At 72.9% G+C, this 20,729-nt stretch carries 18 protein-coding genes, 1 tRNA gene and 2 pseudogenes; 13 read left to right on the top strand and 8 right to left on the bottom strand.

Annotation, left to right across the window (positions count from 1 at the left end):
• Positions 1-58: 58 nt before the first annotated feature.
• Together IF89_RS0122870 and IF89_RS0122865 are read left to right on the top strand one after the other, a co-directional pair.
• Positions 59-1,216, top strand: a pseudogene (locus IF89_RS0122870) (sensor histidine kinase); the annotation flags it as partial.
• A 77-nt stretch (positions 1,217-1,293) separates the two neighbouring features.
• Positions 1,294-1,974 carry a response regulator transcription factor gene (locus tag IF89_RS0122865; protein WP_015035162.1) on the top strand — a complete coding sequence of 227 codons (681 nt, stop codon included), beginning with the start codon at positions 1,294-1,296 and terminating at the stop codon, positions 1,972-1,974.
• Positions 1,975-2,095: 121 nt separating this feature from the next.
• On the opposite strand, the gene IF89_RS0122860 is transcribed toward IF89_RS0122865, so the two are convergent.
• Positions 2,096-2,785, bottom strand: a complete 690-nt coding sequence (locus IF89_RS0122860) for a hypothetical protein (protein ID WP_030771151.1) — start codon at positions 2,783-2,785, stop codon at positions 2,096-2,098.
• A 624-nt stretch (positions 2,786-3,409) separates the two neighbouring features.
• Between IF89_RS0122860 and IF89_RS0122855 the strand changes: the two genes are divergently transcribed.
• The 6 genes from IF89_RS0122855 to IF89_RS0122830 all read left to right on the top strand — a co-directional run bounded on the left by IF89_RS0122855 (position 3,410) and on the right by IF89_RS0122830 (position 9,710).
• On the top strand, positions 3,410-3,892 hold the full coding sequence (locus IF89_RS0122855) for a CarD family transcriptional regulator (protein ID WP_003953493.1): 483 nt from the start codon (positions 3,410-3,412) through the stop codon (positions 3,890-3,892).
• Between the two features lie 333 nt (positions 3,893-4,225).
• Entirely contained in the window at positions 4,226-4,972 is a 747-nt protein-coding gene (gene ispD / locus IF89_RS0122850) for a 2-C-methyl-D-erythritol 4-phosphate cytidylyltransferase (RefSeq protein ID WP_030771146.1), read from the top strand.
• The gene (ispF, locus tag IF89_RS0122845; protein ID WP_030771143.1) at positions 4,962-5,474 is read left to right on the top strand and encodes a 2-C-methyl-D-erythritol 2,4-cyclodiphosphate synthase; all 513 of its coding nucleotides are present in this window, start codon (positions 4,962-4,964) and stop codon (positions 5,472-5,474) included. The genes ispD and ispF overlap by 11 nt, the downstream gene beginning before the upstream one ends.
• A 93-nt stretch (positions 5,475-5,567) precedes the next feature.
• Complete coding sequence (cysS, locus tag IF89_RS0122840) at positions 5,568-6,968, top strand: cysteine--tRNA ligase (RefSeq protein WP_030771142.1); 1,401 nt, start codon at positions 5,568-5,570, stop codon at positions 6,966-6,968.
• Positions 6,969-7,069: 101 nt separating this feature from the next.
• Entirely contained in the window at positions 7,070-8,041 is a 972-nt protein-coding gene (gene rlmB / locus IF89_RS0122835) for a 23S rRNA (guanosine(2251)-2'-O)-methyltransferase RlmB (protein ID WP_030771137.1), read from the top strand.
• Between the two features lie 142 nt (positions 8,042-8,183).
• Positions 8,184-9,710 carry a DoxX family protein gene (locus tag IF89_RS0122830; RefSeq protein ID WP_078628450.1) on the top strand — a complete coding sequence of 509 codons (1,527 nt, stop codon included), beginning with the start codon at positions 8,184-8,186 and terminating at the stop codon, positions 9,708-9,710.
• Between the two features lie 197 nt (positions 9,711-9,907).
• On the opposite strand, the gene IF89_RS0122825 is transcribed toward IF89_RS0122830, so the two are convergent.
• From IF89_RS0122825 to IF89_RS0122815, 3 genes are all read right to left on the bottom strand, one after another.
• Entirely contained in the window at positions 9,908-10,666 is a 759-nt protein-coding gene (locus tag IF89_RS0122825; RefSeq protein WP_030771131.1) for a nucleotidyltransferase family protein, read from the bottom strand.
• Between the two features lie 28 nt (positions 10,667-10,694).
• Positions 10,695-11,108, bottom strand: a complete 414-nt coding sequence (locus tag IF89_RS0122820; protein ID WP_030771129.1) for a hypothetical protein — start codon at positions 11,106-11,108, stop codon at positions 10,695-10,697.
• A gap of 204 nt (positions 11,109-11,312) precedes the next feature.
• A complete protein-coding gene (locus IF89_RS0122815) occupies positions 11,313-12,401 on the bottom strand; it encodes an ABC transporter ATP-binding protein (RefSeq protein ID WP_030771126.1) in 1,089 nt (362 codons plus the stop codon).
• 173 nt (positions 12,402-12,574) lie between these two features.
• Here IF89_RS0122815 and IF89_RS0122810 point away from each other — a divergent pair, with 173 nt between their 5' ends.
• Positions 12,575-13,273 (top strand): hypothetical protein, encoded by a 699-nt coding sequence (locus IF89_RS0122810; protein ID WP_043194289.1) that lies wholly within the window; start codon positions 12,575-12,577, stop codon positions 13,271-13,273.
• Between the two features lie 75 nt (positions 13,274-13,348).
• Positions 13,349-13,426 (top strand) — tRNA-Thr (locus IF89_RS0122805).
• A gap of 60 nt (positions 13,427-13,486) precedes the next feature.
• Here the strand turns inward: IF89_RS0122805 and IF89_RS0122800 are convergent.
• Positions 13,487-14,875 carry an NAD(P)/FAD-dependent oxidoreductase gene (locus IF89_RS0122800; RefSeq protein WP_030771120.1) on the bottom strand — a complete coding sequence of 463 codons (1,389 nt, stop codon included), beginning with the start codon at positions 14,873-14,875 and terminating at the stop codon, positions 13,487-13,489.
• Positions 14,876-15,203: 328 nt separating this feature from the next.
• Here IF89_RS0122800 and IF89_RS0122795 point away from each other — a divergent pair, with 328 nt between their 5' ends.
• From IF89_RS0122795 to IF89_RS0122785, 3 genes and pseudogenes are all read left to right on the top strand, one after another.
• Positions 15,204-15,689: a GNAT family N-acetyltransferase gene (locus IF89_RS0122795; RefSeq protein WP_030771119.1), complete on the top strand. Its 486-nt coding sequence runs from the start codon at positions 15,204-15,206 to the stop codon at positions 15,687-15,689.
• Between the two features lie 84 nt (positions 15,690-15,773).
• Positions 15,774-16,451: a pentapeptide repeat-containing protein gene (locus tag IF89_RS0122790; RefSeq protein ID WP_051807466.1), complete on the top strand. Its 678-nt coding sequence runs from the start codon at positions 15,774-15,776 to the stop codon at positions 16,449-16,451.
• Between the two features lie 488 nt (positions 16,452-16,939).
• Positions 16,940-17,932, top strand: a pseudogene (locus IF89_RS0122785) (glycosyl hydrolase); the annotation flags it as partial.
• A gap of 46 nt (positions 17,933-17,978) precedes the next feature.
• On the opposite strand, the gene IF89_RS0122780 reads toward IF89_RS0122785, so the two are convergent.
• The 3 genes from IF89_RS0122780 to IF89_RS0122770 all read right to left on the bottom strand — a co-directional run bounded on the left by IF89_RS0122780 (position 17,979) and on the right by IF89_RS0122770 (position 20,440).
• Positions 17,979-18,482 (bottom strand): hypothetical protein, encoded by a 504-nt coding sequence (locus tag IF89_RS0122780; protein WP_030771113.1) that lies wholly within the window; start codon positions 18,480-18,482, stop codon positions 17,979-17,981.
• 114 nt (positions 18,483-18,596) lie between these two features.
• Entirely contained in the window at positions 18,597-19,220 is a 624-nt protein-coding gene (locus IF89_RS0122775) for a response regulator (protein WP_030771110.1), read from the bottom strand.
• Positions 19,217-20,440, bottom strand: a complete 1,224-nt coding sequence (locus IF89_RS0122770) for a sensor histidine kinase (RefSeq protein ID WP_051807464.1) — start codon at positions 20,438-20,440, stop codon at positions 19,217-19,219. The genes IF89_RS0122775 and IF89_RS0122770 overlap by 4 nt, the downstream gene beginning before the upstream one ends.
• Positions 20,441-20,729 lie beyond the last annotated feature (289 nt).

Here is a 20,729-nt window from a genome sequence, read left to right as displayed (position 1 = left end):
TTCGAGGTGCCACCCGAACGGCTGTGGAAGTGTCGTCGTGCCTGCTTAACCTGGATGCATGGACGTGAACGCGGCGGTCGCCGCAGCTGCAGCGATCGCCGGTCTGTGCACCGGCGTCATCGCGATGCTGGCGTTCCGCTGGAGCGAGCGCGACCTGGCCCGCCCCACGCGGAGCTCCATGCGCCCCGACATCAACGCGGTGCTGCCACCCGGCGTGGACACCGTCCTGTCCGTGCTCCGCTCCTCCGCCGTCGTCCTCGACGAGGGCGACGCCGTGGTCAAGGCCTCCTCCGCCGCCTACGCCCTCGGGCTCGTCCGCGGCGGCAAGCTGGCCGTCGAGCCCATGCTCCACATGGCCCGCGACACCCGCCGCGACGGGGAGATACGCCAGGTCGAGCTGGACCTGCCGCGCCGCGGCACCGGCCGGGGCGAGGCCCTCGCCGTCTCGGCGCGTGTCGCCCCGCTCGGCTCCCGCCTGGTGCTGCTCCTGGTCGAGGACCTCACCGAGGCACGCCGCATCGAGGCCGTCCGCCGCGACTTCGTGGCCAACGTGTCCCACGAGCTGAAGACCCCGGTCGGGGCGATCTCCCTGCTGTCCGAGGCCGTCATGGACGCCGCGGACGACCCCGAGGCGGTCAGCCGCTTCGCCGGGCGCATGCAGATCGAGTCGACCCGGCTGATCAACCTCGTGCAGGAGCTCATCGACCTCTCCCGGGTGCAGAACGACGACCCGCTGGAGGACGCCGAGCCCGTCCGCGTGGACACCCTCGTCGCCGAGGCCATCGACCGCTGCCGCCACACCGCGTCCTCCAAGCAGATCACCATGGCCGCCGGCGGCACCGCCGACCTGCGGGTGTGGGGCAACCGGGGGCAGCTGGCGGCCGCCCTCGGGAACCTCGTCGAGAACGCCGTCAACTACAGCCCCGCCCGCACCCGCGTCGGCATCGCCGGACGCAGGGTGACGGCTCCCGGGGGAGACCTGATCGAGATCGCCGTGACCGACCAGGGCATCGGCATCCCGGAGAAGGACCGCGAGCGCATCTTCGAGCGCTTCTACCGCGTGGACCCGGCCCGCTCCCGCGCGACGGGAGGCACCGGCCTGGGCCTTGCGATCGTGAAGCACGTGGCCGCTTCGCACGGCGGGGAGGTGTCGGTGTGGAGCTCGGAGGGCCAGGGCTCCACCTTCACCCTGCGGCTCCCCGAAGCGGCCGCCTCGGCACCGGCGCCCCGCACCCACCCGACCCCAGCCTGAACCAGAACCGCTCCAGCCATCCCTGCCCCGGAGGTCCTTCCGTGACCCGAGTGCTCGTCGTCGAGGATGAGGAATCCTTCAGCGACGCCCTGTCCTACATGCTCCGCAAGGAGGGCTTCGAGGTCGCCGTCGCGGCGACCGGCCCCGACGGGCTCGACGAGTTCGAGCGCAACGGCGCCGACCTCGTCCTCCTCGACCTGATGCTGCCCGGTCTGCCCGGCACCGAGGTCTGCCGGCAGCTGCGCGGGCGCTCGAACGTTCCCGTGATCATGGTGACCGCCAAGGACAGCGAGATCGACAAGGTCGTCGGGCTGGAGATAGGAGCGGACGACTACGTCACCAAGCCCTTCTCCTCGCGGGAGCTGGTCGCCCGCATCCGCGCGGTCCTGCGCCGCCGCGGCGAGCCGGAGGAGGTCACCCCCGCGGCCCTGGAGGCGGGCCCCGTACGGATGGACGTCGACCGCCACGTGGTCACCGTCGCCGGCGGCAAGGTGGACCTCCCGCTGAAGGAGTTCGACCTGCTGGAGATGCTGCTGCGCAACGCGGGCCGCGTGCTGACCCGCATGCAGCTGATCGACCGGGTGTGGGGCGCGGACTACGTCGGCGACACCAAGACCCTCGACGTCCACGTCAAGCGCCTGCGGGCCAAGATCGAGCCCGACCCGGGCGCGCCGCGCTACCTGGTCACGGTCCGCGGCCTGGGCTACAAGTTCGAGCCGTAGAACGCCCGCCGGGCGCTCCCGGTACGACCCGTGTCGTGCGACGGCACGGCGAAGGGCCCCCGTCCGCCGGTGCGGACGGGGGCCCTTTCCGTATGCGTACGCAGTCGCGCCGTTCCGGGGGTCAGTGACCGGCGGCGTGCGAGGCCGAGCCCGACGGCGAAGCGCCCGCGGTGCCCGCCGCGGAACCGGACGGCGCGACGGTGGTCGCGCCCGAGGGGGAACCGGACGGCGTGCCCGAGGGGCTGCCGGACGGGGAGGCACCCGTGGCGGGGCTGCCGGACGGGCTGGCGGCCGGGGCCCCGGACGGGCCGAAGCCCGCGTACATGCCGGTGGCCGGGACGACGAAGGCGCCCAGCTCGACGCCGCCCGTGCTGCTCAGCTGGAAGACGACCGCCTGCTGGTCGCCGTTCTTGGCGGCCTCGGAGCCGTTCTCGATCACGGCGGAGGCATTGTCCTTGCCGCCGATGACGACGGAGCCGCCGGCCGGCACGGTGATCTTGCCGGCGCCGCCGGCCGGCTTCAGCACGACCTTGCCCTTGCCATCCGCAAGGGTGATGCCGTCAAGCGTCTCCGCCTTGGTGCCGTTGTTGAAGATGGTCGCCGTGACGACGGCCGGGCCCTTCTTGTCCTTCTCGCCCTGGGTGATCACCAGAGCGTTCTGGATCTGGATGTCGCCCTTGGTGACGGCGGCGTTGTCCGGCTTGATCTGGAGGGACTGCGCGTCGTTGCCCGCACCGCATGCGGCCAGCGAGGCGATCGAGAACACGACGGCGGTGGCGGCGAGGGCGCCGCGTCGAAGGCTGCGGCTCACGGCGGCGGCAACTCCTTGGACGAACGGAAACGGAGGGCGGGTCCCCAGCAACCGCTGGGAGGTTCCCCCGGAGCGGCCGAGGTGAAGCCGCTCTAAGGGTGTGTCAGCGCGCTTAGGTTACCGAGCCGCTGCCCCGCCCCCGCACCCGACCCTCCGCAGCGCTGCCGCCGCCCTGGGGGCGGTCCGCGACTCTGCAATACGGTCGGCGCCCCCGTGCCGTTCACCTCGCCGATCATGGGGCGCTCGCATATCGTGCGACCGCCGTCCGTTGATCGAATTCCGGATTCCCCCGGACGCCGCTCGGTGATCAATTCCCGATTGGGCCGGAACCTGCTCCCGCACGCGTGCTCGCCAGCCGAACGGAGCAGTTCGGTTTCGCGACTCTCAACCCGGCAAAACGGGACGTACGTCACACTGGTGGGGGTGTGCGCCGGGTGTAGCGTGGCCCTTTCGCCCGGTCCGCGCAGCGCCCCCGACCTGCGAATACCCCCTTCCGGAAGCCCTCCGCAGCACGTTCGTGTCGTTGTTGTCAAGCCCCGAGATGTGCCCTGACCTGCGAAAACGCCATTCATAACGGTCAGTTCTCGTGTTACCCTGGATAGCCACGGAAGGGGTACCTGTCACATGACGTTCAAGGTTGGCGACACCGTGGTCTATCCCCATCACGGGGCCGCGCTGATCGAGGCCATTGAGACTCGCCAGATCAAAGGCGTGGACAAGACCTACTTGGTGCTCAAGGTCGCCCAGGGCGACCTGACGGTTCGTGTGCCTGCGGACAATGCGGAGTTCGTCGGCGTTCGCGACGTAGTCGGCCAGGACGGGCTGGACCGGGTCTTCGAGGTGCTTCGTGCACCGTATGCAGAAGAGCCGACGAACTGGTCCCGGCGCTACAAGGCAAATCTGGAGAAGCTCGCTTCTGGCGATGTCATCAAGGTCGCCGAAGTGGTGCGCGACCTGTGGCGTCGTGAGCGCGAGCGCGGGCTCTCCGCGGGCGAGAAGCGCATGCTCGCGAAGGCGCGCCAGATCCTGGTCAGCGAGCTCGCGCTCGCTGAGAACACGAACGAGGACAAGGCCGAGGCCCTCCTCGACGAGGTGCTCGCGTCCTGACGCGAGGCCCCGTGCACGGTGCACAGCTTGCCGCGGTGCCCGATGACAAGGTTTCTCCTCCCGGAGAGACCTGTTGCCGGGCGCTGCGGCATGTCTGTATCCGCACCTCTTGCCCCGCGCGTACGACTACAACGTCAGCCGTAGCCGTCGTACGCACGCTCGTACTCTGAAGTACTTCTGACGCTGCTTCCCACTGGCGTGCCGGATCCGGGCAGCCCGCTCGTCCGGTCGTCACGGAAGGGGCGAGGGGCGTCGCACCCGGCACCCTTCAGGCCATACCCATGTCGGCCGAAGTCACAAACCTGGCTCGGAAACCTGGCTCGGAGCTACTGAATGTCTGATGAATCGCCCGTCGGCCGCACGGCCGCGGTGATCCCGGCCGCCGGCCGCGGGGTACGCCTCGGTCCCGGCGCGCCCAAGGCCCTGCGGACCGTCGGCGGCACCCCCATGCTCGTCCACGCCGTCCGCGCGATGGCCCGCTCCCGCGCGGTGTCCGTCGTGGTGGTCGTCGCCCCGGCCGCCGAGGCCGCCGAGGTGCGCCTCCTGCTGGGCGAGCACGCGCTGCCCGAGCGGACCGAGGTCCTGGTCGTCCCCGGCGGCGAGACCCGCCAGGAGTCCGTACGGGCCGGCCTGGACGCGCTGCCGCCGGACGTCACCGCCGTGCTGATCCACGACGCGGCCCGCCCGCTCGTCCCGGTCGACACCGTGGACGCCGTCGTCGAGGCCGTGCGCGACGGCGCCCGCGCCGTCGTCCCGGCGCTCCCGCCGGCGGACACCGTCAAGGAGGTCGAGCCCGGCAGGCCCGGCGAGCCCGAGACGGTCGTCGCCACGCCCGAGCGGGCCCGGCTGCGCGCCGTGCAGACCCCCCAGGGCTTCGACCTCGCCACGCTCCGGGAGGCGCACGCCGCGGTCGCCGTCGCCGGCGAGGGCGCCACGGACGACGCCGGGATGGTGGAGCGCCTCGGCGTCCCCGTCGTGGTGATCCCCGGCCACGAGGAGGCCTTCAAGGTCACCCGGCCGCTCGACCTGGTCCTCGCAGAGGCCGTACTCGCCCGCAGGAGGGCCACCGATGGGTACTAGTCCCGACGCACCGCAGGCACCGCTGATCCCGCTCGTCGGGATCGGCACCGACGTCCACGCCTTCGAGACCGGCCGCGAGCTGTGGTGCGCGGGCCTGCTGTGGGAGGGGGAGGACGGCCTCGCCGGCCACTCCGACGGCGACGTCGCCGCGCACGCCGCCTGCGACGCCCTCTTCTCGGCCGCCGGAGTCGGCGACCTCGGCGCGCACTTCGGCACCTCGCGCCCCGAGTGGTCCGGTGCCGCCGGGGCCACCCTCCTCGCGGAGGCCGCCCGGATCGTGCGCGCGGAGGGCTTCGAGATCGGCAACATCGCCATCCAGGTGATCGGCGTACGTCCGAAGATCGGCAAGCGGCGCGAAGAGGCACAGAAGGCGCTCGCGGCCGCCGCGGGCGCCCCCGTCTCCGTGTCGGGCACCACCACCGACGGACTGGGCCTGACCGGCCGGGCCGAGGGCCTCGCCGCGATCGCCACCGCCCTCGTGTACCGGACGAACCGGGCCTGAACCCCCGCCGCAACGGCACATCTTCGGCAACAAAGCGGCCCCGCGGCCCCAAAGGTCGCGGGGCACTGCTACAGGCGCACTACCCTGGATGCCGTGACTATTCGCCTGTACGACACCAACGCCCGGCAGATCCGCGACTTCACCCCGCTCGTTGCGGGCTGTGTCTCGATCTACCTCTGTGGCGCCACCGTGCAGGCGGCCCCGCACATCGGGCACATCCGCTCCGGCCTCAACTTCGACATGATGCGCCGCTGGTTCGAGTACCGCGGCTACGACGTCACCTTCATCCGCAACGTCACCGACATCGACGACAAGATCATCGCGAAGTCGGCCGAGCAGGGCCGCCCCTGGTGGGCCATCGGCTACGACAACGAGCAGGCCTTCAACGCCGGCTACGACGCCCTCGGATGCCTGCGGCCCACTTACGAGCCGCGCGCCACGGGCCACGTCCCCGAGATGATCGAGATGATGCGCGGCCTGATCGAGCGCGGCCACGCCTACGAGGCCGACGGCAACGTCTACTTCGACGTGCGCTCCTTCCCCGGCTACCTCGGCCTGTCCAACCAGGAGCTCGACAACCTGCTGCAGCCCTCCGGCGAGGGCGAGACGGGCAAGCGCGACCCCCGCGACTTCGCCATGTGGAAGTCCGTCAAGCCGGGCGAGCCGTCCTGGGAGACCCCGTGGGGCCGCGGCCGTCCGGGCTGGCACCTCGAATGCTCCGCCATGGCGCACAAGTACCTCGGCGAGGCCTTCGACATCCACGGCGGCGGCCTCGACCTGATCTTCCCGCACCACGAGAACGAGATCGCCCAGGCCCGGGCCTTCGGCGACCGGTTCGCGAACTACTGGGTCCACAACGCCTGGGTCACCATGTCCGGCGAGAAGATGTCGAAGTCCCTCGGGAACTCGGTCCTCGTCTCCGAGATGGTCAAGCAGTGGCGTCCCATCGTCCTGCGCTACTACCTCGGCACCCCGCACTACCGGTCGATGATCGAGTACAGCGAGGAGGCGCTGCGCGAGGCCGAGTCGGCCTTCGCCCGCATCGAGGGCTTCTGCCGGCGCGTGGTGGAGAAGGCCGGCGGTGCCGTCGAGGCGGCGAAGGAGGTCCCGCCCGCCTTCGCCGAGGCCATGGACGACGACCTCGGCGTCCCGCAGGCGCTCGCCATCGTCCACACCACCGTCCGCCAGGGCAACAGCGCGCTCGCCGCCGACGACAAGGACGCGGCCATCGCCCGCCTGTCGGAGGTGCGGGCCATGCTGGGCGTCCTCGGCCTGGACCCGCTCGACCCGCACTGGGCCGGCGAGTCCGAGCGCGGCGAGGACCTCCACGGCGCCGTGGACACCCTCGTACGCCTCGTCCTGGACCAGCGCGAGTCCGCCCGCGCCCGCAAGGACTGGGCGACCGCCGACGCCATCCGCGACCAGCTCCAGCAGTCCGGGCTGGTCATCGAGGACAGCCCGACGGGGCCGCGCTGGACGCTCGGCGCACGCTGAGCCCCCGGCACCCGGAGCAGTCCGACTGTGCCGCCCGGCCCCCCGGGCGGCACACTCTTCATACGTACATATCGCAGCACCAACGAAAACAGGTAGAGGTCATGGCCGGGAACAGCCAGCGCAGGAACCGCCGCACGTCCAACAAGAAGGGCGCGACGGTCGGCAGCGGTGGCCAGCGGCGCAAGGGCCTGGAGGGCAAGGGCCCCACGCCCAAGGCCGAGGACCGCAAGAAGCACAAGGCCCACCGCATCGCCAACGCCGTGGCCCGCCAGGCGGCCAAGCGCCGCCCGGCACCCCGCCGCGGCGGCCCCAAGGGCACCAGCGAGATGGTCGTCGGCCGCAACCCGGTCTTCGAGGCGCTGCGCGACGGCGTCCCGGCCACCACGCTGTACGTGCAGCAGTTCATCGACAATGACGAGCGCGTCCGCGAGGCGCTCCAGCTCGCGGGTGAGCGCGGCAACATCAACCTGATGGAGGCCCCGCGCCCCGAGCTCGACCGCATGACCAACGGGCTCAACCACCAGGGCCTGGTCCTGCAGGTCCCGCCGTACGAGTACGCGCACCCCGAGGACATCACCGACGCCGCCTACGACAACGGCGAGGACCCGCTCATCGTCGCCCTCGACGGCGTCACCGACCCGCGCAACCTCGGCGCGATCGTCCGCTCCGTCTCCGCCTTCGGCGGCCACGGCGTGGTCATCCCCGAGCGCCGCGCCGCCGGCATGACCGCCGGTGCGTGGAAGACCTCGGCCGGCACCGCCGCCCGCACCCCGGTCTCCCGCGTCACCAACCTCACCCGCGCCCTGCAGGAGTACAAGAAGGCCGGTATCGCGGTCGTCGGCCTCGCCGCCGAGGGTACCCACGAGGTCCAGGACCTGGAGGCGCTCGGCGGCCCGGTCGTCATCGTCGTCGGCTCCGAGGGCAAGGGCCTCGGCCGCCTCGTCGGCGAGAACTGCGACTACCTCGTGCGCATCCCGATGCCGGGCGGCGCCGAGTCCCTCAACGCCGGTGTCGCCGCGGGCGTCGTGCTGTACGAGGCGGCCCGCCGCCGCGCCGCGCAGCCCCGGACCTGACCGCCTTGATCCACTTGGCTCACGGCGTGTGACCCGTGAGCGTGTCACCCCGCCCGTTTCGGGCGGGGTGGCTTGATCTTGACGGGTCTCGGACAGATCCCTGCTGTCAAGGCAGTGTCCTAAACACTGATCACTCGGTTAGATGAGTGTGGACACCAGAACGTCAGGGTTCGACGACCAGCCCGCGCTGAGCATGGTCAAGGTGCCGTGCGACCCCGCACAGGTCATCGTCAACCACGCCAGCTTCCGCGTGCGGCTCGCACCGAGCCCGAGCGCGCGTTCCAAGCCCGCGAAGGCCCCCGGCCGCGCGCCCGTCCTGGGCGGCGCCGTGGTGGCGGCCGCCGGGGCCACCCGCCGCCGGGCCCCCGTGGTCTGGAGCGGCAAGTCCGACAGTGGCGACGCCGCCGCGGCCATGGGCGGACTGCTCCAGGCCGTGCGCGAGGCCGGGCGCGGCCACGACGAGTACGACGGCGGCGCCACCCAGGTCATCCCGCGCGTCGACCTGGCCCACGACCTCGCCGAGGACACCCTCGCCACGCCGACCGTCATCGGCCAGCGCAGCTACGGGGACCCCGCCGAGACGCGCCCCCTGGCCGCCGTACGGGACCTCCCGTACGAGCAGCCGTCCGGCTCCGGGCCCGGCCCCGGGCCGGAGGCCCGGCGCGCCCCCGCCGACACCCGCGGACAGGCCTCCTACTACCCCGGCCGCCGGATGAACCTCGGCGTCGTGCTGCTCCCGCTGCGCGTCTTCCTCGGCTTCATCTCCATCTACGCCGGCATGGGCAAGCTGTGCGACCCCGTCTACTTCGACGGCGGCGAGCGCGGCTCCATGGTCACCTGGCTGCACACCCTGACCCCGTGGGCGCTGGCCGAGCCGCTGCGCGACTTCGCGCTCGCCCACCCGGTGGGTGCCGGCCTCAGCGTGGCCTTCCTCCAGGTCATCGTCGGCGTGCTGACGGTCTTCGGCCTGTGGCAGCGGTTCGCCGCCTGCTTCGGGGCGCTGCTGTCCGCCGCGCTGCTGATGACGGTGAGCTGGAAGACCGTCCCGGCCTACGACGCGCCCGACATCATCTACCTCGCCGCATGGAGCCCCCTGATCATCGCGGGCGCCCCCGTCTACTCCCTCGACGGGCGCCTCGCCGGCGAGGCGTGGCGCACCCTCGGGCCGCGCTCCGAGATCTGGCGGCTGCGCCGGCGCGTCCTGCGCCGCGGGGCCGTCATGGCGACCGTCGTGTGCGGGCTCACCCTGCTCGTCGGCTCCCTCCTCGGCGGTGCCGTCCGATCCACCACCGTGGTCACGGTCCCCGGCCCCGGCCAGGCTCCCAGCAACTACCTGCCGGGCCGTCCGCTGCCCCAGACACCGGCCAAGCAGCAGCCCGTACAGCAGCAGCCCAGCCGGCAGTCCTCGGCGCCGGCGCCCTCGCCGTCGGAGTCCTCCGCCAAGGCCGGGAAGACCGCGTCGGGCGCGCCCTCCCGGGGCGCCGCGGGCACCGGGTCCGAGTCGCCCACCGCGACCCGGGGCACGACCGGCAGGCAGCAGACCCCGCGCAGCACTCCCCGTCAGTCGACGGCGCCGAAGTCGCCGTCCTCCTCGTCGGGCAGTGGCGCCCGCGGGGACGGCGGCACCGCGACCAAGCAGCCCGGCCTGATCGGAGGGCTCATCGGCTGAGCCCTCCGCCAGGGGCCGGCGCGCGGAGGCCCGGTACGCGTGGAGCGTGCCGGGCCTCCGCGCTGCGTACGGGGCGTGCTGTGCGCCACCGGTCGGCTCCGTGCCGCCTGCGTGCGGGGTGCGGGGTGCTGTGTGCGGCGGTGCGGGCCGTGGCGTGTCGGGGGCTCCCCGCGCGTGGGACCGGGGCCTGCGCGGCCTCAGGAGCCCGTCTGGGCCGCCAACTCCCGCGCCGCCTCGGTGAGGTCCTTCGCGGTGTCGATCGCCCGCCAGTAGGCGCCCTGCGGCAGCGGGAAGCCCGCCAGCCGCCGCTCCCGCGCCAGCCGCGGGAAGGTGGTGCGCTCGTGGTCCCCGAAGTCCGGAAGCAGCGCGGCGAATTCGCGACCGAAGACGTACACCCCGGCGTTCACCGGGTAGGGCGACGGCGGGGCCTCGATGAAGTCCAGTACGTGCCCGAACTCGTTGGTCTCCACCACCCCCCACGGGATGCGCGGCCGCGCCAGCGCGAGCGTCGCGACCGCGCCGCGCTCGGCGTGGAAGGCGGCCATCTCGCGGAGCGAGAAGCGGGTCCAGACGTCGCCGTTCGTCGCGTACCAGGCCCCGTCGGGGTCGGGAAGGTGCCGCGCCGCGTACTTCAGTGCGCCGCCGCGTCCCAGCGGCTCCGCCTCGACCACCGTGGTCACGCGGAGCGGCAACGGGGCCTCGGCCAGCCACTCCTGGAGTACCGCGGCGAGGTGGCCGCACGAGACCACGGCGTCCGTGACGCCCTCGGCCGCCAGCCAGGCCAGCTGGTGCCCGATGATCGGCATCCCGGTGCCCGGGATCTCGACCATCGGCTTGGGGCGGTCGTCGGTGTACGGGCGCAGCCGCGTCCCCTGGCCGCCCGCCAGGACGACTGCCTGGGTGGGCGAGGGGGGGAACGCGGCTGCGGAGGAGGCGGATCGGGGGTCTACGGTCATGGCGGCCAGCGTAGGGAGGGGACGCGAGTCAGCCCATGGAGGCGACGCCCGAGGCGTAGGAGGTGTCGCAGACGGGGCGGGCGAAGGACTGCGCCTTCGTCGGGCCGTACGCCTCGACGGCGGCGCGGCCGAGCGCCCGGGCGATGCCCACGCAGTGCTCGGCAAGCGACGGCCGGCGGTTCACCTCCTGCTGGAGGTGCGTCAGGACGTCGTCGGGCTCCTGGCCCTGCTGCAGCTCGCCGACGAGCTGCGTGCGCAGCACCTCGTGGGCGGCGCGCGGCTTCGCGGGCGTCGAGACGCCCTCGGCGGAGGCGGTGACGAGCTGGGAGGAGGAGGTGTCCGCCCAGGGGACCATCGTGACCGCGAGGGTCCCGGACAGGACCAGGACGACGGGCAGGACCAGGGCGAGGGAACGGCCGATTCGGCGGGCAGTGTGGGTCACGAGGGCGAGAGTAGCGGTCGGTGAGGATTAGGCGACATTTAGTCACCCTGTCGGGGGATGGTTCGACGTGGCTTTTCGAATTCCCGGTTGACGTCTCGCCCGAATGGCCCGGTCTGCCGGGGTTCGTGCGCGGTGCCCTCCGGCAACGGACGGCGCAGGGGCGCCCCTTGGCGGACGCCCCTGCGAACTCCGTGTCCGGTGCGACTAGTCGGACAGTCGCCGGCCGGAGGAGGTCGAGAAGACGTGGATCTCGTCGGCCCGCGGCACGATGTGCAGGCTGGAGCCCTTCTCCGGGACCTGGCGGCCTCCCACGCGCACGACGAGGTCCTGCGAGCCCTCGGCGGCCGAGGTGGAGCCGTAGACGTAGCCGTCGGCGCCGAGCTCCTCGACGACGTTCACGGTGATGGTCAGACCGCCGGTCTCGGCGACGTCGAAGTGCTCCGGGCGGACGCCGACCGTGACGGTGCGGTCGCCCGCGTCGGCGGCGGCCGACAGCGCGGCGCGCGACACCGGTACGACGCTGTCGCCGAACTTCACACCGCCGTCGGTGAGCGGGACCTCGACCAGGTTCATGGCCGGGGAGCCGATGAAGCCGGCGACGAAGAGGTTCGCGGGCCGGTCGTACATGTTGCGGGGGGTGTCGACCTGCTGGAGCAGACCGTCCTTGAGCACGGCCACGCGGTCGCCCATGGTCATCGCCTCGACCTGGTCGTGGGTGACGTAGACGGTGGTGATGCCGAGGTCACGCTGGAGGGCCGCGATCTGCGTACGGGTCGACACGCGGAGCTTGGCGTCGAGGTTCGACAGCGGCTCGTCCATCAGGAACACCTGCGGCTTGCGCACGATCGCGCGCCCCATGGCGACGCGCTGGCGCTGGCCGCCGGACAGTGCCTTCGGCTTGCGGTCCAGGTACTGGGTGAGGTCGAGCATCTTCGCCGCGTCCTCCACCTTCTTGCGGATGGTGGCCTTGTCCTCGCCGGCGATCTTGAGCGCGAAGCCCATGTTGTCGGCGACGCTCATGTGCGGGTACAGCGCGTAGTTCTGGAACACCATCGCGATGTCCCGGTCCTTGGGCGGCAGGTGCGTCACGTCGCGGTCACCGATGCGGATGGCGCCGCCGTTGACGTCCTCCAGGCCGGCGAGCATGCGCAGCGAGGTGGACTTGCCGCAGCCGGACGGGCCGACGAGGACGAGGAACTCGCCGTCCTCGATCTCCAGCTCCAGCTGGTCGACGGCGGGCTTGTCGCTGCCCGGGTACAGGCGGGTCGCCTTGTCGAAGGTGACAGAAGCCATGGTGAATGATCCCTTCTACCGGCAGGAACGTGCCGGACGATCCGAGTGGAAGGTCTAGTCCAGAAAGCGGACTCCGCCCGACGCTACCTGCCGTTCCGCGTCCTGTCAGCACCGCCCGACCGTGACGTCGAACTTTGTGCGATCTGTCGGACCCGACTGCTTCGATGGCCCTCATGACCGCAGCACAGCACCCCCTCACCGTCCACGAGCTGATCGCCGTCCTGCCGGACGTCCCCGTCCTGCGCGACCGCTGCAGGGCCCTCGCAGCCCTCGACGCCCTGATCGGCGGCCCGGGCACACGCTCCTTCGACTACGACCCGGCATGGGGTCCGGGGACCGAGGCCGGGCTGATGCACAACGGCTCGGGCGACGAGTACACGATCCTCTTCACCCCCGACGGGGTCTTCGGCCGCGGCTTCGACCACGAATCGTCCATGAGCCCCTACACGAACGAGGACATGGCCCTGTGGCCCGGCCTGGTGGACACCCTCCCGGAGGTGTTCCGGCCGCTGCTCGACGAGCCGGCCTTCTGCGACGACGGGGTGCAGGTGGCCACGGTCGTCTTCTGGCGGGAGGCGCACGACACCGCCTGGCGGGCCGGGCCGGTGGAGTACCCCTCGGAGTACGACGGCGACGGCACCGGCCACCTCTTCCGCGTCCTGGCCGCCGGCACGCCGGAGGCCTACCGCGACTTCGCCGAGCGCTTCCACGGGCGCCCACTGGACCTGGACGCGATCCGGCACGTCTTCGCCCTGCGCCCCGTCACGGACGACGTGGTCGAGGCACTGCACCCGCGAACCGCCCCCGCCGCCGTCGCGAAAGCCCTGGCGGCGACGGGGTACCCGGGGGCGGGGGCCCCGGGGGGCCGGTGAATGTGATGGCCCGGGGATTCGAGCGCTGTGTAGAGTGATGGCGGCTTCGCTCGCAGTACACGGCGGGCGTGTCGTGCCTCCTTAGCTCAGTCCGGCCAGAGCAACGCACTTGTAATGCGTAGGTCGTCGGTTCGAATCCGACAGGGGGCTCCAGCAGCCGAAAGGCCCCGGGCGCTGCCCGGGGCCTCTTGGCGTTTCGGGGTGGTCGGCGGGTCAGTGGCGGCCCGAGATGCGGTCGGCCAGGCGGGCCAGGGGGGCCGTCGTCGGGGTGTGGGAGGCGGCCTCGCGGCGGTCCGCCTCGCGGTAGGCGGCGTAGAGGGCCTGTACGCCGAGCCAGCGGAAGGGCTCCGGCTCCCAGCGGCGGACGCGGTGGTTCACCCACGGCAGGGCCGTCAGCTCCGTGGGCTCGCCGAGGACGAGGTCGCGCAGGGTGCGGGCGGCGAGGTTCGACGTCGCCACGCCGGAGCCCACGTAGCCGCCCGCCCAGCCGATGCCCGTGGTGCGGTCCAGGGTGACGGTCGCGCACCAGTCGCGGGGGACGCCGAGGACGCCCGACCAGGCGTGGGTGATCTCCGTACCGGTGAGGGCCGGGAAGAAGGAGAAGAGGAGGTCGCGGAGGGAGGCCACCGTGGCGGGCTGGGTGCGGCCGTCGTTGTCGGTGCGCGAACCGAAGCGGTACGGGACCCCCCTTCCGCCGATCGCGATCCGGTCGTCGGCGGTGCGCTGGGCGTACATGTACGCGTGGGCCATGTCGCCCAGGACCTCCCGGCCCGACCAGCCGAGCTGTGCCCAGGTGTCGGCGGACAGCGGGGCGGTGGCGATCATCGAGGAGTTCATGGGGAGCCACGACCGCTTCTGGCCCTTGAGTGCGGCGGTGAAGCCCTCCGTGCAGCGCAGGACGTGCGGGGCGCGGACGGTGCCGTAGGGGGTGACCGCCCTGCCCGGGGAGATCGCCGTGACGGGGGTCGATTCGTGGATCACCACGCCGAGGCGTTCGCAGGCGGCGGCCAGGCCCCTGACCAGCTTGAGGGGGTGGATGCGGGCGCCGTGCGGGCTCCAGCCGGAGCCGACGGCGTCGGCGATGTCGATGCGGGCGCGGGTGGCGGCGGCGTCGTACAGCCGGCGGTCGCTCTCGCCGAAGGCGAGCTCGGCGGCGTGGAAGGCCTTGAGGCGGCCGAGCTGGGCGGGGGTGCGGGCGACTTCGAGGACGCCGCCGCGGTGGATGTCGGCGTCGATGCCCTCCTTGGCGGCGACGTCGACGACCTCGGTGACGGTGTCGTTCATGGCCCGCTGGAGGCGTACGGCGGCCGGCCGGCCGTGGAGGGCGGCGTAGCGGTCGCGGCCGGCGATGCCGTTGTAGAGCCAGCCGCCGTTTCGGCCGGAGGCGCCGTAGCCGCAGAACTTCTGCTCCAGGACGGTGACGTGCAGGTCGGGGGCGGCCTGCTTCAGGTAGTAGGCGGTCCACAGGCCGGTGTAGCCGCCGCCGACGATGACGACGTCCGTGGTGGTGGAGGCGGTGAGGGGCGTGCGGGGTGGGGTGGGGGTGTCGGAGGGGCCGGGGTCGGTTGCGTACCAGAAGGAGATGCCGCCGTTGATCGTCATGGGGAGTTGCTACACCCGGGCTCCGCGGGGTGCCAGGGACGGGGTGTCGTGCCGGGGGGCCGGATGGGTGGCTCCCTGCCTCTTGCCCTGCGGGTGGCTCGGCGGGGTTCTGCTCCGGTGGAGGTTGCCCGGGCGCTGCCGTTCCCCTGCGGGCGGCTCGGGGGTGGTTGCGCTGCGATGGGTGTGCCGGGCTCTGCCCGGACCCGCGCCTCGGACGCCGGCGGGGGCCGGGTGGTGGCGGGTCCGGACGGTCCTCCACGTCCCACAAGTGAACAGCGGCTGGACGAGGAGCAGTCGGCGGTCGCGAGGGACCTTCTAGGCTGCGCGGATGATCCGTAGGGCTGAAGTCACCGATGTTCCTGTCGTCTGCGCGATGATCCGCGAGCTCGCGGAGTACGAGAAGGTGCCGCACGAGGCGCGGGCCACCGAAGAGCAGCTGCGGGAGGCGCTGTTCGGGGAGCGGCCGGCGGTCTTCGCGCACGTTGCGGAGACCGCGGACGGGGAGGTCGTCGGTTTCGCGGTGTGGTTCCTGTCGTTCTCGACGTGGCGCGGGGTGCACGGGATCCACCTGGAGGACCTGTACGTCCGTCCGCGCGTGCGCGGGGGCGGCTACGGCAAGGCGCTGCTGGCGGAGTTGGCGCGGACCTGCGTCGAGCGCGGCTACGAGCGGCTGGAGTGGTCGGTCCTGAAGTGGAACACGCCGACGATCGCCTTCTACGAGGCCCTGGGCGCGCGCCCGCAGCAGGAGTGGTCGGTGTACCGGCTGACGGACGGCGCGCTGGCGGCCCTGGGCGCGGCTGGGAACGGAGGCTGAGGGGGTGGGGCCGGGCTCCGACCTCGGCTCCGGTCGAGGCCGGGTGCGCGGGCTGTTGTCAGTGCGGTCGGTCACGATGGGGGGATGGTGCGGAACGGGCAGCGACAGCAGTCGGTGAAGGCGGCACGGCGGCCGGAGGTGCGGCTGCCGGAGCTGGCGGCCTGGGAGGGGCGGGAACTGGAGGCGGACGGCGACTACGACGGGTTGGAGTTCGCGGATCTGGACCTGGCGGGGCAGGAGGGGGTCGGGGCCCGGTTCATGGACTGTGCGGTACGGCGCTGCGCGCTGGACGAGGCGGGGCTGGCGAAGGCGCGGATCCTGGATTCGGTGCTGGAGGGGGTCCGCGGGGTGGGGACGGACCTGTCGGGGGCGTCGCTGCGGGACGTGGAGCTGGTGGACGCCCGGCTGGGCGGGGTGCAGTTGCACGGGGCCGGGCTGGAGCGGGTGGTGGTGCGCGGCGGCAAGATCGACTACCTGAACCTGCGGAAGGCACGGCTCAGGGATGTGGTCTTCGAGGGGTGCGTGCTCGTCGAGCCGGACTTCGGGGGCGCGGTGCTGGAGCGGGTGGAGTTCCGGGACTGCGCGCTGCGGGGGGTGGACTTCTCCGGGGTGCGGATGGCGGACGTGGACCTGCGGGAGGCCTCGGTGCTGGAGATTGCGCGCGGGGTGGAGGCGATGGCCGGGGCGGTGATCGGTCCGGCGCAGCTGTTCGACTTGGCTCCGGTGTTTGCCGCGCGGCTGGGCGTGCGGGTGGTTCCGTAGCGGGGGGCCGCGCCTCCGAGGCCGGCGGGGCCGGAGGGGTGCCGGGGCTGCGCCTCCGGGCCCGCGTGCCGGGGGCGCCTGCGGGTGGGCTGGGCTTCAGGATCGGGGCTCCGCCCCGGACCCCGCGCCTCAAGCGCCGGCGGGGCTGAAAGATGGGGGCTCCGCCCCGGACCCGGCGCCTCGAGCGCCGGCGGGGCTGAAAGATGGGGGCTCCGCCCCGGACCCGGCGCCTCAAGCGCCGGCGGGGCTGAAAGATGGGGGCTCCGCCCCGGACCCTGCGCCTCAAGCGCCGGCGGGGCTGGAAGATCGGGGCTCCGCCCCGGACCCCGCGCCTCGAGCGCCGGCGGGGCTGGAAGGGCGGTCGGCGGGGCTGGAGGGGGCGGCGGGGTAGGGGTGTGGCGAATGGCCGAGGGGTCGGCGGGCGGGGTGGGGGGTGGGTGTCTAACGTCGCTGGCAGACACACCGGTGCACGGGCCTGTGGAGGTGTCATGTCCTATCGGTTCCGGGGGCTGGCGGGGGCCTGCGGTGGTGCGGTCGCCGTCGCCCTGCTCGTCGTGGGGGGCTTCGCCGGCGATGCACGGCCGCCGCGGGCGGGGGCGGGGGGCGGCGCGGGGGCCGAGGCTGCAGGAACGGCCGTCGGTGCCTACCTGCACTACGGCTCGCCCGGCGTCGAGCGGATGGCGGAGCTCTCGCGCTGGCTCGGCGGTACCGAGGTGCGTGCCGGGCACACCTATCTGCCGGGTGACACCTGGGCGAACATCGAGGGCGCCCCGGAATCCCTGCGCAGCTGGGCGCGATGGCGCAAGGAGCGGGCCGATCGGCTGTTCGTGCTGAACGTGCCCATGCAGGAGCGCAACGAGGCCGGTGTCCCCGACGGCCGGGTGGCGGAGCTGATCCGCGCCGGCGCGCGGGGGGCGAACGACCACCACTTCCGGCGGCTGGCGCGGCGGCTGGTCGACCTCGGGGTGCCGGACACGGTGATCGTGCTCGGCTGGGAGATGAACGGTTTCAACTACACCCACCGTTGCCGGCCCGACCCCGCGAACTGGAAGACGTACTGGCGGCGCATCGTGGCCGCCATGCGGTCGGTGGAGGGGCAGCGGTTCCGGTTCGACTACGCCCCCAACCGCGGGGGTGATGCGATCGCCTGGACCAGCTGCTATCCCGGTGACGACGTGGTCGACGTCGTCGGCATGGACTCCTACGACCAGGAACCGGGCCGCACGTTCGAGGAGCAGGTCACGCAGCCGTACGGGCTCCGGCAGCAGGTCGACTTCGCGCGGGCGCACGGGAAGCGGGTCTCGTACCCCGAGTGGGGGCTGTTCCGGCACGGGGACAATCCCGAGTACGTGCGGGGCATGCTGGCCTGGTTCGACGAGCACGAGCCGCTGTACCACAGCATCACCGACTACTGCCCGCACGGCGTGTGGCAGTGCGGGCAGAACCCGCGCTCCGCGCAGGTGTTCCGGGAGGTGCTGTCCGGCCGGCGGCTCTGACCCAGGGCCGGCCGGCCGGCGGCGGTTGCGGTTATGCCGGGACGCGGGGGAAGCGGGCCTGGAGCGTCCAGATGGCCGGGTTGTCGGCGAGGCCGTCGTGCATGTCGATCAGGTCGGCGATCAGGTCGTGCAGGAAGTCGCGGGCCTCGCGGCGCAGCAGCCGGTGGCTGAAGGTCAGCGGGGCCTCCTCGGCTGGCATCCAGTCGGCCTCGACGTCGACCCAGCCGAAGCGGCGTTCGAAGAGCATGCGGTCCGTGGACTCGGTGAAGTCCAGTTCCGCGTACTGGCGGTTGGCGGATCGGCTGCCGCGCGGGTCCTGGTCGAGCTGCTCGACGATGTCGCACAGGGCCCAGGCGAAGTCCAGTACGGGCACCCATCCCCAGGCTGTGGACACTTCCCGGTCGGAGTTCGTGTCGGCGAGGTACACGTCTCCGCAGAACAGGTCGTGGCGCAGCGTGTGGACGTCCGCGGAGCGGTAGTCGGTCTGCGGGGGGTCGGGGAAGCGCCGGGAGAGGGAGTAGCCGATGTCGAGCACGTACCCGATGGTGTCACGGGACCCGGACGGCCCCCACTCCGGTGTCCGTGGCGGCCCTGCGGCCCCTGCGGCTCCGGCGTCCCGCCGGCCCGGTGGTTCCGGCGGGTCGGGCGGTCAGGACGGCAGGAGGCGTTGTTCCTTCGCGACGGAGACGGCGCCCGCGCGGGTGTCGACGCCGAGCTTGTCGTAGATGCGGCCCAGGTGCGTCTTGACCGTGGCCTCGCTGATGAACAGGGCGCGGGCGATGTCACGGTTGCCGAGGCCGCGGGCCAGCTGCCCGAGGATGTCCAGTTCGCGGTCGGTGAGGGTGGGGCGGGTGCCGCGCATGTGTGCCATCACACGGCTGGCGACCGGCGCGGAGAGGGTGGTGCGGCCCTGGGCGGCCGAGTGGATCGCGGCGAAGAGCTCTTCGGGGCGTTCGGCCTTCAGGAGGTAGCCGGTGGCGCCGGCGCCGATGGCCCGGGTGATGTCCGCGTCGGTGTCGTAGGTGGTGAGGACCAGGACGTGCGGGGGCTCGGGGAGGGCGGTGATGCGGCGGGTGGCTTCGACTCCGTCGATGCCCTCGCCGAGCTGGAGGTCCATGAGGACCACGTCGGGGTGCAGCTTGGCGGCGAGCGCGACCGCCTCCTCGCCGCTGCCCGCCTCGCCGAGGACGTCGATGTCGGGCTCGCTGCCGAGGAGGGCCAGCAGGCCGGCACGGACCACCACGTGGTCGTCGCAGAGCAGGATCGTGGTCATGGCGCGGGCTCCAGGGGGACGGCCGCGGAGAGGACGGTGCCCTCACCCGGCGTGGATTCGACGGTCAGGGTGCCGCCCAGCTGGCGGACGCGGGCCCGCATCGCGGGCAGGCCGTGTCCGCGCCCGTCGGCGTCGGTGCGGGGCGCGGTGAAGCCGTGCCCGTCGTCGGCGACGTCGAGGACCACCTGGTCGCCGAGGAAGCTGAGGGTGAGCGCCGCCGTACGGGCGCCGGAGTGCTCCCGGACGTTGGCGAGGGCGCCCTGGGCTATGCGCAGGAGGGCCGACTGGACGCGGTCGGGGAGCGGGGCGGGGGTGCCTTCGAGGTGGAAGCGGACCTCGATGCCGGGGCCGGCGTCGAGGGAGCGCAGGGCGTCGGCGAGGCCGGCGCCGTCGGCGAGCTCGGAGGGGGCCAGGTCGTGGACGAGCCGCCGGGCCTCGGCGAGGCCGTGTGCGGCGATGCCGGTGGCGGTGCGTACGTGCGCTCGGGCGGTGGCGGGGTCGGTGTCCCAGGTGCGGTCGGCGGCCTGGAGCAGCATCTGCTGGCTGGAGAGGTTCTGGGCGAGGGTGTCGTGGATCTCCATGGAGAGCCGCTGGCGTTCGGCGAGGGTGCCTTCGCGGCGCTCGGTGGCGGCCAGTTCCCGGCGGGTGCGGATCAGGTCGTCGATCAGGGCGCGCTGGGCCCGGGCCTGCCGTTCCATGTGGACGAAGACGGCCGTGGCGAGGGCGGCGACGGCGGGCGGGGCCAGGAGCAGGTTGGGATCGAAGGACCGGGACAGCTGGAGCTGGGCGGTCACGACGAAGGCTGTGAGGAGGGCCACGAGGACGACGGCGGCGCGCGGGGGGAGGGTGCGCAGGGCGGTGAAGAAGAGGGGTACGGCGCACCAGGCGAAGCTCGGTGCGAGCACGACGAGGACCACCCAGGTGGTGACGACCAGGCCGAGCCAGAGGAGGCGGCGGGGGGTGGGGGCGGTGGCGGCCGTGGCGCCGGGCGCGGGGCCGCGGGCGGGGCCGAGCACGGGGCCCAGTACGTAGAGCAGGGCCAGGGTGATGCTGAGGGCGATGACCCACGGCGTGCGGGGTTCGCCGGGGTGGCGGAGCAGGAAGCGGGCCACGGAGGCGCCGAGGAGCAGGAAGAAGGCGGTGTGGGCGACCGTCGCGAGGGTTCGGGTGTCGTCGCGCGGCGGTGCGGTGGTCACGTCGCGCGGCGGTGCGGTGGTCACGGGGTGCTCCTCGGTCGGGGGCGTGCGTCCATTGTGGGCTGCGGCAGCCTCGCGGGCGGCGCCGGTGCGGGCGCCCGCACCCGGGCCACTAGCCCCCGGCCCTACCCCGAGCTCTCCGTGCCTCGAACGCCGGCGGGGCCGGATCCGCCCCGCCCGGCGGCGCCGCGGGCACTCGCACAGGCCGATGGTTCCCGAGCCGGAGGCGATGCGCATCGGCCGATCGGACGACCCGGGGGTCAGCCGGTGCGGTGGGCGGGGCGAGCCGGTACGGGGACGGGGCGGAGGGGGG

Source organism: Streptomyces sp. NRRL F-2664, assembly GCF_000719345.1.
Taxonomy (GTDB): Bacteria; Actinomycetota; Actinomycetes; order Streptomycetales; family Streptomycetaceae; genus Streptomyces.
This window is presented reverse-complemented; position numbering and strand designations above follow the sequence as displayed.

Coding starts and splice junctions, on each gene's coding strand:
- IF89_RS0122855 (WP_003953493.1), top strand. CDS start 3,410: ATGACGTTCAAGGTTGGCGACACCGTGGTCTATCCCCATCACGGGGCC.
- ispD (WP_030771146.1), top strand. CDS start 4,226: ATGTCTGATGAATCGCCCGTCGGCCGCACGGCCGCGGTGATCCCGGCC.
- ispF (WP_030771143.1), top strand. CDS start 4,962: ATGGGTACTAGTCCCGACGCACCGCAGGCACCGCTGATCCCGCTCGTC.
- rlmB (WP_030771137.1), top strand. CDS start 7,070: ATGGCCGGGAACAGCCAGCGCAGGAACCGCCGCACGTCCAACAAGAAG.
- IF89_RS0122830 (WP_078628450.1), top strand. CDS start 8,184: ATGAGTGTGGACACCAGAACGTCAGGGTTCGACGACCAGCCCGCGCTG.
- IF89_RS0122825 (WP_030771131.1), bottom strand. CDS start 10,666: ATGACCGTAGACCCCCGATCCGCCTCCTCCGCAGCCGCGTTCCCCCCC.
- IF89_RS0122815 (WP_030771126.1), bottom strand. CDS start 12,401: ATGGCTTCTGTCACCTTCGACAAGGCGACCCGCCTGTACCCGGGCAGC.
- IF89_RS0122810 (WP_043194289.1), top strand. CDS start 12,575: ATGACCGCAGCACAGCACCCCCTCACCGTCCACGAGCTGATCGCCGTC.
- IF89_RS0122800 (WP_030771120.1), bottom strand. CDS start 14,875: ATGACGATCAACGGCGGCATCTCCTTCTGGTACGCAACCGACCCCGGC.
- IF89_RS0122795 (WP_030771119.1), top strand. CDS start 15,204: ATGATCCGTAGGGCTGAAGTCACCGATGTTCCTGTCGTCTGCGCGATG.
- IF89_RS0122790 (WP_051807466.1), top strand. CDS start 15,774: ATGGTGCGGAACGGGCAGCGACAGCAGTCGGTGAAGGCGGCACGGCGG.
- IF89_RS0122775 (WP_030771110.1), bottom strand. CDS start 19,220: ATGACCACGATCCTGCTCTGCGACGACCACGTGGTGGTCCGTGCCGGC.